This window comes from Quisquiliibacterium transsilvanicum (assembly GCF_014202215.1).
Classification (GTDB): domain Bacteria; phylum Pseudomonadota; class Gammaproteobacteria; order Burkholderiales; family Burkholderiaceae_E; genus Quisquiliibacterium; species Quisquiliibacterium transsilvanicum.
The window spans coordinates 75,251-88,499 of record NZ_JACHGB010000006.1 but is presented as its reverse complement, the minus strand read 5'-3'; the positions used below and the strand labels follow the sequence as shown (position 1 = coordinate 88,499).

Below are 13,249 nucleotides of genomic sequence, written 5' to 3'. Positions count from 1 at the left end.
TGCGATGAATCGCAGGTCGGTGGATGTGCTGGTGGGGCTCTTCGTGCTGCTCGGGTTCGCCTCGCTGGCGTTTCTGGCGATGCGCGCCGGCAACATGAGCAGCAGCATCGCGCTGAAGGACACCTACGAGGCGGTGGCCCGCTTCGACAACATCGGCGGCCTCAAGCCGCGCGCCGCAGTGCGCAGCGCCGGTGTCGTGGTCGGCCGGGTGACCGGGATCACCTTCAACGACAAGGCCTACCAGGCCGAGGTCACGCTGGCGCTCGACCGACGCTTCGCGTTCCCGAAGGACAGTTCCGCCAAGATCATGACCTCCGGCCTGCTGGGCGATCAGTACATCGGACTGGAGCCGGGCGGCGACAGCGAGATGCTCGCGCAGGGCGACGTGATCACGCTGACCCAGTCGGCCGTCGTGCTGGAGAACCTGATCGGGCAGTTCCTGTACGGCAAGGCCGCCGAAGGAGTCGAGAAATGATGCGCAAGGCGAGGATTGCCGGGGTATGCGCGATGGCGATCGCGCTCTCCGGATGCGCGACCGCCGCCGGGCCGGCCGCGCGGGTCGATCCGCTGGAACCTCTCAACCGGGCGATGTTCGGCTTCAACGAGTTCGTCGACCGCAGCGCGCTCGAGCCCGCCGCGCGCGCCTACGAGGCGGCAGTCCCCGAGCTCTTCCAGTTCATGATCGGCAATTTCTTCTCCAACGTCGGCGACGTCTGGACCGCGGCGAACCAGCTGCTGCAGGGCAAGCCGCGCGAGGCGGCCTCGGATGCCTCGCGGGTGCTGATCAACTCCACGCTGGGCTTCCTGGGCGTGGCCGACGTGGCCAGCGAGATGGGGCTGGAGAAGCACCGCGAAGACTTCGGCCAGACGCTGGGGCGCTGGGGCGTGGGCTCGGGCCCCTACCTGGTGCTGCCGATCTTCGGCTCGTCCAGCGTGCGCGACGGCTTCGGGTTGGCCACCGACATGCTCGCCGACCCGCTGCGCGAGATCGACTCCGAGGGACGCAGGAACAACCTGCGCGCAACCCGGATCCTGGATACCCGCGCCTCGTTCCTGCGTGCCGGCGACCTGGTCGGCGGCGCGGCGCTGGACAAGTACAGCTTCATTCGCGACGGCTACCTGCAGCGGCGCCGCAGCCTGGTGTGGGACGGCGAGCCGCCCGCCGAGGACTACGGCGACGAGGACTGACCCGCGAGGGCGCCGCTGACCCGCGAGGGCGCCGGATGCGGCGGCAGGGCCGGCGGCCTGCGTCGATGCGAGGTGTGCTGGCGCGACCTGGGTTGGCGCGACGTGTGTCGGCCGCGCAGGCCTCTGCTGCGTTGATGGAAGACTGGACAAGCAGGGATTACCGATGAAACGACTGTTCGCATTTCTTTTCGCCGCGCTGATGCTGGCGCCTGCCGTGCAGGCCGCCGAGGCTCCGGACGTGCTGATCCGGCGCCTCAGCACCGAGATGATCGACCGCATCCGTGCCGACGAGCAGCTGCAGTCGGGCAACCTCGCCAGGATGTCGGAGCTGGTCGATTCGGTGCTGATGCCGCACGTGAACTTCCAGCGGATGACCGCGCTCGCGGTGGGCCGCAACTGGCGCGGCGCGAGTCCGGAGCAGCAGAAGCAGCTGATGACCGAGTTCCGCGCGCTGCTGCTGCGCACCTACGCGGGGGCGCTGGCCTCGGCCAAGGACCAGAGCGTGCGGATGAAGCCGATGCGTGCCGACCCGGCCGACAAGGAGGTGATCGTGCGCAGCGAGGTGGTCCAGCCGCGCGGCGGCGAGCCCATCCAGCTCGACTACCGTCTCGAGAAGGCCGGCGATGGCTGGAAGGTCTTCGACGTGAACGTGCTGGGCGTCTGGCTGGTCCAGACCTACCGAAGCCAGTTCGCCCAGGAGGTCAGCGCCAACGGCATCGACGGCCTGATCCGCAGCCTCGTCGAGAAGAACCGCAGCGCCGGCGCTGCGGGGACCCGCTGACCGCGATGGCCACGCCCGAAGTGCTGCGCATGCCCGCGCAGGTCACCCTGCAGACCGCGCCGGCCGTCCTGGAGGCCGCAGCGGCCGCGCTGGCCGCTGGCGGGCGCGAGATCGACCTCGCAGATTGCTCGGACTTCGACTCGTCGCTGATCGCGGTGCTGCTCGAACTCTCGCGGCGCGCAGGCGCTGGCGCCGCGGCGCCACTGGGCCTGCGCAACGTTCCGCCCAACCTGCGCAAGCTGGCGGCCCTCTACGGCGTGGATGAGATCCTCTTTGAACGCAATTGACGTCCAGTCCGTGGTCAAGCGCTACGGCAGCTTCGAGGCGCTCAAGGGGGTCTCGCTGCAGGTGCGCGAGGGCGAGTTCTTCGGGCTGCTCGGCCCGAATGGCGCCGGCAAGACGACGCTGATCTCCATCATCGCCGGGTTGTCGCGGCCGACCTCCGGGCGGGTCTCGGTGATGGGGCACGACGTGTCCGCCGAGTTCCGGGCCGCGCGCAGCGCGCTCGGCGTGGTGCCGCAGGAGCTGGTGTTCGATCCCTTCTTCACGGTGCGCGAGACCTTGCGCCTGAGCGCCGGCTACTACGGCCTGCGGCGCGACGATGCCTGGATCGACGAGATCCTCGCCAACCTGGACCTGGTCTCGAAGGCCGACGTCAACATGCGCGCCCTGTCGGGCGGCATGAAGCGGCGGGTGCTGGTCGCGCAGGCGCTGGTGCACCGGCCGCCGGTGATCGTGCTTGACGAGCCCACTGCCGGCGTCGACGTCGAGCTGCGCCAGACCCTGTGGCAGTTCGTTCGGCGCCTGAACGCGGCGGGCCACACCATCGTGCTCACCACGCACTATCTCGAGGAGGCCCAGGAGCTCTGCGGCCGGATCGCGATGCTCAAGCAGGGCGAGGTGGTGGCGCTGGATCGAACCTCGGACCTCATCCGGCGCTTCGCCGGCGGGCGGCTGCTGCTGCGGCTGGCGGGCGGCACCCTGCCTGCGGTCCTCGAGCCCCTGGTGCTGCCCGAGGACCCGGCGCACACCGGCCGGGTGGCGCTGCGCATCGACGCCTACGACCGGGTCGAGCCCATCCTCGCCACCCTGCGCGAGTCGGGCTGCGCGATCGAGGAGATGGAGTTGCTGCACACCGATCTCGAGGACGTGTTCGTGCGGATCATGCAGGAGAACCGCTGAATGCGCCCGCAACCGATGAGGGGTTTCCTGACGCTGTTCCGCAAGGAGCTGCTGCGCTTCTACAAGGTGAGCGTGCAGACCGTGGGCGCGCCCATCCTGACCTCGCTGCTCTACCTGATGATCTTCTCGCACGTGCTCGAGGACCGGGTGCAGGTGTTCGACCGGGTCGGCTACACCTCCTTCCTGGTGCCCGGCCTGGTGATGATGTCGGTGCTGCAGAACGCCTTCGCCAACAGCTCCTCGTCGCTGATCCAGAGCAAGATCACCGGCAACATGGTGTTCGTGCTGCTGCCGCCGCTGTCGCACCGGCAGCTCTTCGCCGCCTACGTGCTGGCGGCCATGGTCCGCGGCCTCGTGGTCGGCCTCGGGGTCCTGCTCGTGACCGCCTGGTTCGTCCGCCCCGACTTCGCGCACCCCCTGTGGATCCTGGCCTTCGCGGTTCTGGGCAGCGCGATTCTCGGTACAATGGGGCTGATCGCCGGCATCTGGGCGGAGAAGTTCGACCAGATCGCCGCCTTCCAGAACTTCATCATCATGCCGGCCACCTTCCTGTCCGGCGTGTTTTATTCGGTGCGTTCGCTGCCGCAGTTCTGGCAGTCGGTCTCCCACCTGAACCCGTTCTTCTACATGGTCGACGGTTTTCGCTACGGCTTCTTCGGCGCTTCGGACGTTCCGCCGCTGATCAGCCTGGGCGTGGTGCTCGGCGCGCTGGCGCTGGTGTCCGCGCTTGCGCTGCACATGCTGCGCAGCGGCTACAAGCTGCGCCACTGATCCGTTCCCGTGACGGGCGCGCCGCGCCCGCCGCATCCTCCCGCTCGACCCGAACTGCCTGCCGCCATGGTCACCCCTGAAGACGTCAAGAGTTACATCGCCGCCGGACTCGAATGCGACACCCTTGAGGTGTCCGGCGACGGCCACCACTTCGAGGCGCTCATCGTCTCCCCGCACTTCGAGGGCCTGCGGCCTGTGCAGCGCCACCAGCTCGTCTACCGCGCGCTGGGCGAGCGGATGCGCGAGGAGATCCACGCGCTGTCGATGAAGACGCTGACCCCGGCGGAGCACGCCTCGCGCGCCGCCTGAGGCGCCGCGCACAACGGAACCGGAAGATGGACAAGTTGCGCATCGAGGGCGGCCGCCGCCTGGAGGGTCGCGTGCAGGTGTCGGGCGCGAAGAACGCGGCGCTGCCGATCCTTGCCGCAGGGCTGCTCTCCCCCGAGCCGCTCGTGGTCACCAATGTTCCCGACCTGCACGACGTGGGCACCACGCTGCGCCTGCTCGGGCAGCTGGGCGCGCACTGCACGCGCGAGGGCGGCACGATCGCGATCGACGCCTCCAGCCTCACCTCGGTGGAGGCGCCCTACGAGATGGTCAAGACGATGCGGGCCTCCATCCTGGTGCTCGGCCCGCTGCTGGCCCGCTTCGGCGAGGCCCGCGTGTCGCTGCCCGGCGGCTGCGCGATCGGGCAGCGGCCCGTCGACCAGCACATCAAGGGCCTGCAGGCGATGGGCGCCGCGATCAGCATCGAGCACGGCTATGTGGTTGCCAAGGCCGCGCGGCTCAAGGGCGCGCGCATCGTCACAGACATGGTGACCGTCACCGGCACCGAGAACCTGATGATGGCGGCCACGCTGGCCGAAGGAGAAACCGTCATTGAGAACGCCGCCCGCGAACCCGAGGTGGTCGACCTCGCGCGCGCGCTGGTCGCGATGGGCGCGCGCATCGAGGGCGCGGGCACCGACCGCATCGTGATCCGCGGCGTCGAGCGCCTGCATGGCGCGACCTGGGGCGTGATGCCCGACCGCATCGAGGCGGGCACCTTCCTGTGCGCGGTCGCGGCCGCCGGCGGCGACGTCGAGCTCGCAGGCGTCGACCCGGACACGATGGACGCCACCCTCGAGAAGCTGCGCGAGGCCGGCGCGACGCTCGAGACCGGCGCTGACCGCATCCGCATCTCGATGTCGCGTCGTCCGCTGGCGGTCAGCGTTCGGACCGCGCCCTATCCCGGCTTCGCCACCGACATGCAGGCCCAGATGATGGCGATGAACGCGGTTGCCGAAGGCACGTCGGTGATCACCGAGACCATCTTCGAGAACCGCTTCATGCACGTCCTCGAGCTGCAGCGCCTGGGCGCCGACATCGTGGTCGAGGGCAACACCGCGATCGTGCGCGGTGTGCCGCGGCTGTCGGGCGCCACCGTCATGGCCACCGACCTGCGGGCCTCCGCAGGACTGGTGATCGCCGGACTGGTGAGCGAGGGCGAGACCGTGGTCGATCGCATCTACCACCTCGATCGCGGCTACGAACACATGGAAAGCAAGCTCGCGGCGCTGGGTGCGCGCATCGAGCGCATCTCGTGAGCGACCGATGTCCGGCAACCCGATGATCACGCTGGCCCTGTCCAAGGGCCGCATCTTCGACGACACGGTGCCCCTGCTGGAGGCGGCGGGTATTCCCGTCGACCCCTCCGAGCTCGAGTCCCGCAAGCTGATCCTGCCCACCGGCGACCCGCTGCTGCGGCTGGTCATCGTGCGCGCAAGCGACGTTCCCACCTACGTCCAGTACGGCGCTGCCGACATCGGCGTCGCGGGCAAGGACGTGCTCCTCGAGCACGGCGGCGAGGGGCTCTACCAGCCGATCGACCTGAACATTGCGCGCTGCCGGCTGTCGGTGGCAGCGCCCAGCGGCTTCGACTATGCGCAGGCGGTGCGGCGCGGCGCGCGGCTGCGCATCGCCACCAAGTACGTCGAGTCCGCGCGCCGCCACTTCGCGGCCAAGGGCGTGCACGTCGACCTGATCAAGCTCTACGGTTCGATGGAGCTGGCGCCGCTGGTCGGGCTGGCGGACGCCATCGTCGACCTGGTCAGCACCGGCAGCACGCTGCGCGCCAACGACCTGGTCGAGGTGGAGAAGATCATGCCGATCTCCGCCCGGCTGATCGTCAACCAGGCGTCGCTCAAGACCAAGGCCGCGCGGCTGCAGCCGCTGCTGGCCGCGATCGCGGCGGCAGTCAGGAAGGACTGATGCGGTGAGCGACAAGCGCCTGATCAACGAGCTCGATTCCTCTTCCGCGGACTTCCGCCAGCGGCTCGACGCGCTGATCGCGTGGGAGCCCAGCCAGGACGAGGCGGTGGAGCGCACCGTGGCCGGCATCCTGCGCGAGGTCCGTGCGCGCGGCGACGAGGCGGTGCTCGAATACACCAACCGCTTCGACCGGATGCAGGCGCATTCGATGGCTGAGCTCGAGCTCGGGCATGAGGCGCTCGAGGCGGCGCTGGCCTGGCTGCAGGACGAGGACCGCCAGGCCCTCGAGGCCGCAGCGGCCCGGGTACGCGCCTTCCACGAGCGCCAGCGCGGCGAGTCCTGGTCCTACGTCGAGGCCGATGGCACGCGTCTCGGGCAGCGCATCAACGCGATCGAGCGCGTCGGCCTGTACGTGCCCGGAGGCAAGGCCGCCTATCCTTCCTCGGTGCTGATGAACGCCATCCCCGCCAAGGTGGCCGGCGTGCCGGAGCTGGTGATGGTCGTGCCCACGCCGGACGGCGTGCGCAATCCGATGGTGCTGGCCGCCGCAGCGATCGCCGGCGTGAACCGGGTGTTCACGATCGGCGGCGCGCAGGCGGTCGGGGCGCTCGCGTACGGCACCGCCAGCGTGCCGAAGGTGGACAAGATCGTAGGCCCGGGCAATTCCTACGTCGCGGAGGCCAAGCGGCGGGTGTTCGGCACGGTGGGCATCGACATGATCGCCGGGCCGAGCGAGATCCTGGTGCTTGCCGACGGCAGCGGCGATCCCGACTGGATCGCGATGGACCTGTTTTCGCAGGCCGAGCACGACGAGCTCGCCCAGTCGATCCTGCTGTGCCCCGACCCGGTCTTCATCGGGCGCGTGCGCGACGCCATCGCCCGCCTGCTGCCGCAGATGCCGCGGCGTGACGTGATCGCCGCCTCCCTTGCTGGGCGCGGCGCACTGGTGCGGGTGCGCGACATGGAGGAGGCCTGCGCGCTGGCCTCCGACATCGCGCCGGAGCACCTCGAAATCATCGCCGCGGAGCCTTCGCGCTGGGCCGATCGCATCCGGCACGCTGGGGCGATGTTTCTCGGGCCCTGGTCCTCGGAGGCGCTCGGCGACTACTGTGCGGGGCCCAACCACGTGCTGCCGACGATGCGCACCGCCAGGTTCTCGTCGCCGCTGGGCGTCTACGATTTCCAGAAGCGCAGCAGCATCATCGAGGTGTCACGCGCCGGTGCGCAGACCCTCGGTCGCATCGCATCCAGGCTTGCCCATGGCGAAGGCCTCCAGGCGCACGCCCGGGCCGCCGAAATGCGGCTCGACCCATCCGGAACCGAACCATGACCCAACGCACCGCGGAAGTCGTCCGCAACACCGCTGAAACCCAGGTCCGCGTCGCCGTGGGCCTCGACGGCACCGGCCGCTGCTCGCTCGCGTCGGGCGTGCCCTTCCTCGATCACATGCTGGACCAGATCGCCCGCCACGGGCTGATCGACCTGGAGGTCGAGTCCAAGGGCGACACCCACATCGACGACCACCACTCGGTCGAGGACATCGGCATCACGCTCGGGCAGGCCTTCGCGAAGGCGCTCGGCGACAAGACGGGCATCCGCCGCTACGGCCATGCCTACGTGCCGCTGGACGAGGCGCTCACTCGCGTGGTGGTCGACCTCTCCGGGCGGCCCGGGCTGCACTGGCACGTCGACTTCACCCGCGCGATGATCGGCGGCTTCGACGTGGACCTCGCGCGCGAGTTCTTCCAGGGCTTCGTCAATCACGCGATGGTCACCATCCACGTCGACAACCTGCGCGGCGACAACGCGCACCACCAGTGCGAGACGGTGTTCAAGGCCTTCGCGCGGGCGCTGCGCGCCGCGGTCGAGCCCGATCCCCGCCAGGCCGGCCGCATTCCCTCGACCAAGGAAGCGCTGTAATGGGCACGATCGCGGTCGTCGACTACGGCATGGGGAACCTGCGCTCGGTCGCCAAGGCGCTCGAGCACGTTGCCCCCAAGGCGCGGGTGATCGTCACCGGCCAGGCCGCGGAAATCGATGCCGCAGAACGCGTGGTCTTCCCCGGCCAGGGGGCCATGCCCGACTGCATGCGCTACCTGGACAGCGCCGGCCTGCGCGACGCGGTGCTGCGGGCGGCGGCCTCCAAGCCGCTGTTCGGAGTCTGTGTCGGCGAGCAGATGCTGTTCGACTGGAGCGCCGAGGGCGACACCCCGGGGCTCGGCGTGATGCCGGGCAGGGTGGTGCGCTTTCCCGCCGAGGCGATGCGCGGTCCGGATGGCATGCGGCTGAAAGTGCCGCACATGGGCTGGAACCGCGTGCGCCAGGCCAGGCCGCATCCGCTGTGGCAAGGCGTGCCAGACGGCGCGCACTTCTATTTCGTGCACAGCTTCTTCGCGCAGCCCGCTGACGACACGCTGACGGTTGGAACCAGCGAGCATGGCGTCGCCTTTACCTGCGCGGTGGCGCGGGATAATATCTTCGCCACCCAGTTCCACCCCGAGAAGAGCGCCGCCAACGGGCTGCGCCTCTACGAGAATTTCGTCCACTGGAAGCCCTGACGTCCCGCTTTTCGCGAACCGCCCGGACCTCCCTGAGGCTCTCAACCCGCGCGGCTCCTCCGGGCCGCGCATCGCCAGTCCCCCGATACCCCCAGACATGCTGCTGATTCCCGCGATCGACCTGAAGGATGGCCGTTGCGTCCGCCTGCGCCAGGGCGACATGAACGACGAGACCGTGTTCTCCGAAGACCCTGCCGAGATGGCTGTTCGCTGGGTCGAGCAGGGCGCCCGCCGCCTCCACCTGGTCGACCTGAACGGCGCCATTGCCGGCAAGCCGAAGAACGAGGCGGCAATCCGCGCGATCGTCGACGCGGTCGGCGCGCGCGTCCCCGTGCAGCTCGGCGGCGGCATCCGCGACCTCGACACCATCGAGCGCTACCTCGATGACGGCATCGGCTACGTGATCATCGGCACCGCGGCGGTCAAGAATCCGGGCTTCCTGCATGACGCCTGCGGCGCCTTCCCCGGCCAGATCATCGTCGGTCTCGACGCCAAGGACGGCAAGGTCGCCACCGACGGCTGGAGCAAGCTCACCGGCCACGACGTGCTCGACCTCGCCAAGAAATTCGAGAGCTACGGCGTCGAGGCGGTCATCTACACCGACATCGGCCGCGACGGCATGCTGACCGGCGTGAACATCGAGGCCACGGTGCGCCTGGCGCGCGAGTTGCGCGTGCCGGTGTTCGCCTCGGGCGGCCTGGCGAGCATCGACGACGTCGAGAAGCTCTGCGCGGTCGAGGACGAGGGCGTGGAGGGGGCCATCCTGGGCCGGGCGCTCTACGAGGGCAAGCTCGACTTCCGCCTCGCTCAGCAGCGCGCCGACGATCTCAACGGGGCCTCCTGACGCCGTGCTGACCAAGCGCATCATTCCCTGCCTGGACGTCACCGCGGGGCGGGTCGTCAAGGGCGTGAACTTCGTCGAGCTGCGCGATGCCGGCGATCCGGTCGAGATCGCACGCCGCTACGACGAGCAGGGCGCCGACGAGCTCACCTTCCTCGACATCACGGCCTCCAGCGACCAGCGCGACATCATCCTGCACGTGATCGAGGCGGTCGCCGAGGAGGTGTTCATTCCGCTGACGGTCGGCGGAGGCGTGCGCACCGTCGACGACGTCCGCCGGCTGCTCAACGCCGGCGCCGACAAGATCTCGGTAAACACCGCGGCGCTGCAGAATCCGCAGCTGGTCGCCGATGCGTCCTCGCGCTACGGCGCGCAGTGCATCGTGGTCGCCATCGACGCCAAGCGCGCCGCCGACGGACGCTGGGAGGTCTACACCCATGGCGGGCGCAAGACCACCGGGCGCGATGCGGTCGAGTGGGCCGTCGAGGTCGAGCGACTCGGTGCGGGCGAGATCCTGCTCACCAGCATGGATCGCGACGGCACCCGCCAGGGTTTCGACCTCGAGCTCACCCGCGCTGTTTCGGACGCGGTCGGCATTCCGGTGATCGCCTCCGGCGGAGTCGGCACCCTGCAGCACCTTGCCGACGGCGTCACCCTCGGCCGGGCCGACGCGGTACTCGCGGCGAGCATCTTCCATTTCGGCGAGTTCACCGTGCGCGAGGCCAAGGCCTTCATGGCCGCGCAGGGCATCGCGGTGCGCCTGGAGGAGCCGCTCGGATGAGCGCGCCCGCCCCAGGCAACCTGTCCGGTGCCTGGCTCGACGAAATCCGCTGGGACGATGCCGGGCTGGTGCCCGCGATCGCCCAGGAAACCGGCTCGCAGCGCATCCTGATGGTCGCCTGGATGAACCGTGAGGCGCTCGCCGAGACCGCAGCCACCGGGCGCGCGGTCTACTGGTCCCGCTCCCGCGGACGGCTCTGGCGCAAGGGCGAGGAGTCGGGGCACTTCCAGAAGGTGCGCGAGATCCGGCTCGACTGCGACGGCGACGTCGTCCTGCTCGAGGTCGAGCAGCAGGGGGGAATCGCCTGCCACACCGGGCGGCATTCCTGCTTCTTCAGCCGGCTGGAGGACGGCCGCTGGGTGGCGGTCGACCCGGTGCTGCGCGACCCGCAGGCAATTTATCGCAAGGATCCGCACGCCGGGCCTACCAACGGAAATGCAGATGTCTGAAGCACCCAATCCGCCGGGACGCCCGGGGAACGACACCCTCGCGCGTCTGGCCGAGCTCATCGAGTCGCGCCGTGGCGGCGACCCGGACCGCTCCTACGTCGCGCGGCTGTTCTCGAAGGCGCCGGATGGCATCCTCAAGAAGATCGGGGAAGAGGCGACCGAGACCGTGATGGCAGCCAAGGACGGCGCGCGCGAGCGCATCGTTGCAGAGACCGCGGACCTGTGGTTTCACTGCCTCGTCATGCTGGCCCACTACGATCTGCGGCCTGCCGACGTGCTTGCCGAACTCGAGCGGCGCGAGGGGCTCTCCGGGCTCGACGAGAAGGCATCCCGGGCCGCGCGCTGAGGGCGCCGCCTGTCATCGGTCAACATCACAAGCCCGCCCAAGGCTCCGGAGCATGACGACACACAAGCCCGATTGCCTATTCTGCCGGATCGCGCGTGGCGAGATCCCCAGCCGCAAGGTCTACGAGGACGACGAAATTCTCGCCTTCCACGACATCCATCCGTCCGCGCCGGTGCACTTCCTCGTCGTGCCCAAGGCGCACGTCGACAATCTCTACGACGCGGGGCCCGGGCACGAGGCCTTGCTGGGCCGGATGATGGCGCTCACCGGGCGGCTGGCGCGCGAGCAGGGGTCTTCCGACGGTTTCCGCTTGGTCGTGAACAACGGAAGGGTGGGCCGGCAGGAGGTGTATCATCTTCACATCCATGTCCTCGGGGGCCCGGAGCCGCTAGGCTCGGGCATGAACCGCCGGTGATCGCCCCGCCGGCAGGCAGCCGGCGACCGCGTCGCGGCGCATTCCCCGAAGCAACAGTCATCAGGAGCGAATCATGGGATCGTTGAGCATCTGGCACTGGCTGATCGTGCTGGCCGTCGTCTTGCTGGTGTTCGGAACCAAGAAGCTGCGCAACCTGGGGTCCGACCTCGGCGGCGCAGTCAAGGGCTTCAAGGAAGGCATCAAGGAGGCCGGTTCCGAACAGGTGGATGGCGACAAGTCGGCCAACAAGGCCAAGACCATCGACGTCGAAGCCAAGGAAAAGACCTGATCTGCCCCCGCGGCGGCCGCGCGGCTGCAGCCCTGCACCCGCGTCGGGCGCGGCTGGCCGTGGCGCGCTAGCGCCATCGCCGCCGCTTTCCGGTCTTCGTCAATTCCAATCGCATGTTCGATATCGGCTTCTCCGAGATGGCGATCATCGCCGTGGTGGGCCTGGTGGTGCTGGGGCCTGAACGGCTCCCGAAGGTCGCCAGGCAGCTGGGGCAGTGGCTGGGCAAGCTCCAGCGCTACGTCAGCGACGTCAAGTCAGACATCAGCCGCCAGATGGAGCTCGAGGAGCTGCGCAAGCTCCAGGGCGAGATGAAGGACGCGGCTTCCGGCATCGAGGATTCGTTCCGGTCGAGCGTGTCCGAAGCCCGCAGCGAATTCGACTCGATCGCCTCCTCTGTCGAGGGCGGTAGCGGGCAGGGCGCATCGGCCGAACCCGCCACCGACTGGGACCGCGTCTATGCGGCGCGCCGTGCCCGCCAGAAGATCGCCGATCGCCGCCAGGAGCGCGCCCGCGCCCTCGGGCAGAAGCGGCCGAAGCGCCCCTGATGCGGCTGTCTCGTCGCCCCCCCACCGCCGGCGAAGCCATGCCCCAGGAAGAAAGTTTCGTCTCCCACCTGGTCGAGCTGCGCGACCGGGTCATCAGGTCGCTGCTGGTGGTGCTGGCGCTGTTCGCCGTCTGCTTCTACTTTTCCGGCGACATCATGAAGTTCCTGTCGCTGCCGCTGTACCAGTCGCTGCCGCCGGGAACCAGGCCGATCTTCACGGACCAGGCCGGCGCCTTCTTCACCCTCACCAAGGTGGCCTTCCTCACGGCACTGCTGTTCAGCCTGCCCTGGGTGCTCTACCAGGCCTGGGCTTTCGTGGCGCCTGGGCTGTACGAGCACGAGAAGAAGTTCGCGGTGCCGCTGATCGTCTCCAGCGTGTTCTTCCTCGTGGTGGGAATCGGCTTCGCCTACCTGTTCGTGCTGCCTGCCGCCTACAAGTTCTTCTATTCGTTCGCGTCTCAGACCGGCGCCGACGTGCTCCAGGACCTGCAGAAGTACTGGGACTTCACCCTCGCCATCTTCTTCGGTTTCGGGCTCACCTTCGAGGTTCCGGTGGTGGAGATGCTGCTGGTGAAGCTGGGCATGGTGAGCGTCCAGCAGCTGAAGGACGCGCGTCGCTACGTGGTGGTGGGCGCCTTCGTCGTCGCGGCAGTGCTCACGCCGCCGGACGTGGTCAGCCAGTTCATGCTGGCGGTGCCGCTGATCCTGCTCTACGAGCTTGGAATCTTCATGGCGCGCTTCATCAAGGCGCACAGCCGCGCGCCCGACGAGGACGCTGCGGAGCCCCAGGCATCCACCGAAACCGCGCCGACCGAGCGCGGCAGCTGAGCAGCGACGGCCGGCCGGGCCGCTGA

The 13,249-nt window shown here is 69.1% G+C and carries 20 protein-coding genes; all 20 read left to right on the top strand.

The window, feature by feature from the left end:
• Positions 1-4: 4 nt before the first annotated feature.
• Positions 5-475 carry an outer membrane lipid asymmetry maintenance protein MlaD gene (gene mlaD / locus HNQ70_RS15460; protein WP_183969344.1) on the top strand — a complete coding sequence of 157 codons (471 nt, stop codon included), beginning with the start codon at positions 5-7 and terminating at the stop codon, positions 473-475.
• Positions 472-1,188 carry an MlaA family lipoprotein gene (locus HNQ70_RS15455; RefSeq protein WP_183969342.1) on the top strand — a complete coding sequence of 239 codons (717 nt, stop codon included), beginning with the start codon at positions 472-474 and terminating at the stop codon, positions 1,186-1,188. The genes mlaD and HNQ70_RS15455 overlap by 4 nt, the downstream gene beginning before the upstream one ends.
• 163 nt (positions 1,189-1,351) lie before the next feature.
• Positions 1,352-1,969 carry an MlaC/ttg2D family ABC transporter substrate-binding protein gene (locus HNQ70_RS15450; protein WP_183969341.1) on the top strand — a complete coding sequence of 206 codons (618 nt, stop codon included), beginning with the start codon at positions 1,352-1,354 and terminating at the stop codon, positions 1,967-1,969.
• 5 nt (positions 1,970-1,974) lie between these two features.
• Positions 1,975-2,256: an STAS domain-containing protein gene (locus HNQ70_RS15445; protein ID WP_246435001.1), complete on the top strand. Its 282-nt coding sequence runs from the start codon at positions 1,975-1,977 to the stop codon at positions 2,254-2,256.
• A complete protein-coding gene (locus HNQ70_RS15440; protein WP_183969339.1) occupies positions 2,243-3,151 on the top strand; it encodes an ABC transporter ATP-binding protein in 909 nt (302 codons plus the stop codon). The genes HNQ70_RS15445 and HNQ70_RS15440 overlap by 14 nt, the downstream gene beginning before the upstream one ends.
• Positions 3,152-3,922 carry an ABC transporter permease gene (locus HNQ70_RS15435; RefSeq protein ID WP_246435000.1) on the top strand — a complete coding sequence of 257 codons (771 nt, stop codon included), beginning with the start codon at positions 3,152-3,154 and terminating at the stop codon, positions 3,920-3,922. It begins immediately after the preceding gene.
• Positions 3,923-3,988: 66 nt separating this feature from the next.
• On the top strand, positions 3,989-4,231 hold the full coding sequence (locus tag HNQ70_RS15430; protein WP_183969337.1) for a BolA family protein: 243 nt from the start codon (positions 3,989-3,991) through the stop codon (positions 4,229-4,231).
• 26 nt (positions 4,232-4,257) lie between these two features.
• A complete protein-coding gene (gene murA / locus HNQ70_RS15425; protein ID WP_183969335.1) occupies positions 4,258-5,508 on the top strand; it encodes a UDP-N-acetylglucosamine 1-carboxyvinyltransferase in 1,251 nt (416 codons plus the stop codon).
• A 7-nt stretch (positions 5,509-5,515) separates the two neighbouring features.
• The gene (gene hisG, locus HNQ70_RS15420) at positions 5,516-6,172 is read left to right on the top strand and encodes an ATP phosphoribosyltransferase (RefSeq protein WP_246434999.1); all 657 of its coding nucleotides are present in this window, start codon (positions 5,516-5,518) and stop codon (positions 6,170-6,172) included.
• 4 nt (positions 6,173-6,176) lie between these two features.
• Positions 6,177-7,502 (top strand): histidinol dehydrogenase, encoded by a 1,326-nt coding sequence (gene hisD / locus HNQ70_RS15415; protein WP_183969333.1) that lies wholly within the window; start codon positions 6,177-6,179, stop codon positions 7,500-7,502.
• Entirely contained in the window at positions 7,499-8,092 is a 594-nt protein-coding gene (gene hisB, locus HNQ70_RS15410) for an imidazoleglycerol-phosphate dehydratase HisB (RefSeq protein WP_183969331.1), read from the top strand. The genes hisD and hisB overlap by 4 nt, the downstream gene beginning before the upstream one ends.
• On the top strand, positions 8,092-8,730 hold the full coding sequence (gene hisH, locus HNQ70_RS15405) for an imidazole glycerol phosphate synthase subunit HisH (protein WP_183969329.1): 639 nt from the start codon (positions 8,092-8,094) through the stop codon (positions 8,728-8,730). The genes hisB and hisH overlap by 1 nt, the downstream gene beginning before the upstream one ends.
• 97 nt (positions 8,731-8,827) lie before the next feature.
• A complete protein-coding gene (hisA, locus tag HNQ70_RS15400) occupies positions 8,828-9,574 on the top strand; it encodes a 1-(5-phosphoribosyl)-5-[(5-phosphoribosylamino)methylideneamino]imidazole-4-carboxamide isomerase (protein ID WP_183969327.1) in 747 nt (248 codons plus the stop codon).
• Positions 9,575-9,578: 4 nt separating this feature from the next.
• Complete coding sequence (hisF, locus tag HNQ70_RS15395) at positions 9,579-10,352, top strand: imidazole glycerol phosphate synthase subunit HisF (protein ID WP_183969325.1); 774 nt, start codon at positions 9,579-9,581, stop codon at positions 10,350-10,352.
• On the top strand, positions 10,349-10,801 hold the full coding sequence (hisI, locus tag HNQ70_RS15390; protein WP_183969323.1) for a phosphoribosyl-AMP cyclohydrolase: 453 nt from the start codon (positions 10,349-10,351) through the stop codon (positions 10,799-10,801). The genes hisF and hisI overlap by 4 nt, the downstream gene beginning before the upstream one ends.
• On the top strand, positions 10,794-11,147 hold the full coding sequence (locus HNQ70_RS15385; protein ID WP_183969321.1) for a phosphoribosyl-ATP diphosphatase: 354 nt from the start codon (positions 10,794-10,796) through the stop codon (positions 11,145-11,147). The genes hisI and HNQ70_RS15385 overlap by 8 nt, the downstream gene beginning before the upstream one ends.
• Positions 11,148-11,199: 52 nt before the next feature.
• Positions 11,200-11,562, top strand: a complete 363-nt coding sequence (locus HNQ70_RS15380) for a histidine triad nucleotide-binding protein (protein ID WP_183969320.1) — start codon at positions 11,200-11,202, stop codon at positions 11,560-11,562.
• Between the two features lie 73 nt (positions 11,563-11,635).
• A complete protein-coding gene (gene tatA / locus HNQ70_RS15375) occupies positions 11,636-11,851 on the top strand; it encodes a Sec-independent protein translocase subunit TatA (protein WP_183969318.1) in 216 nt (71 codons plus the stop codon).
• A 113-nt stretch (positions 11,852-11,964) separates the two neighbouring features.
• On the top strand, positions 11,965-12,396 hold the full coding sequence (gene tatB, locus HNQ70_RS15370) for a Sec-independent protein translocase protein TatB (RefSeq protein WP_183969316.1): 432 nt from the start codon (positions 11,965-11,967) through the stop codon (positions 12,394-12,396).
• Positions 12,397-12,434: 38 nt separating this feature from the next.
• Positions 12,435-13,223, top strand: coding sequence for a twin-arginine translocase subunit TatC (gene tatC / locus HNQ70_RS15365; protein WP_183969314.1), 789 nt, complete (start codon positions 12,435-12,437; stop codon positions 13,221-13,223).
• Positions 13,224-13,249 lie beyond the last annotated feature (26 nt).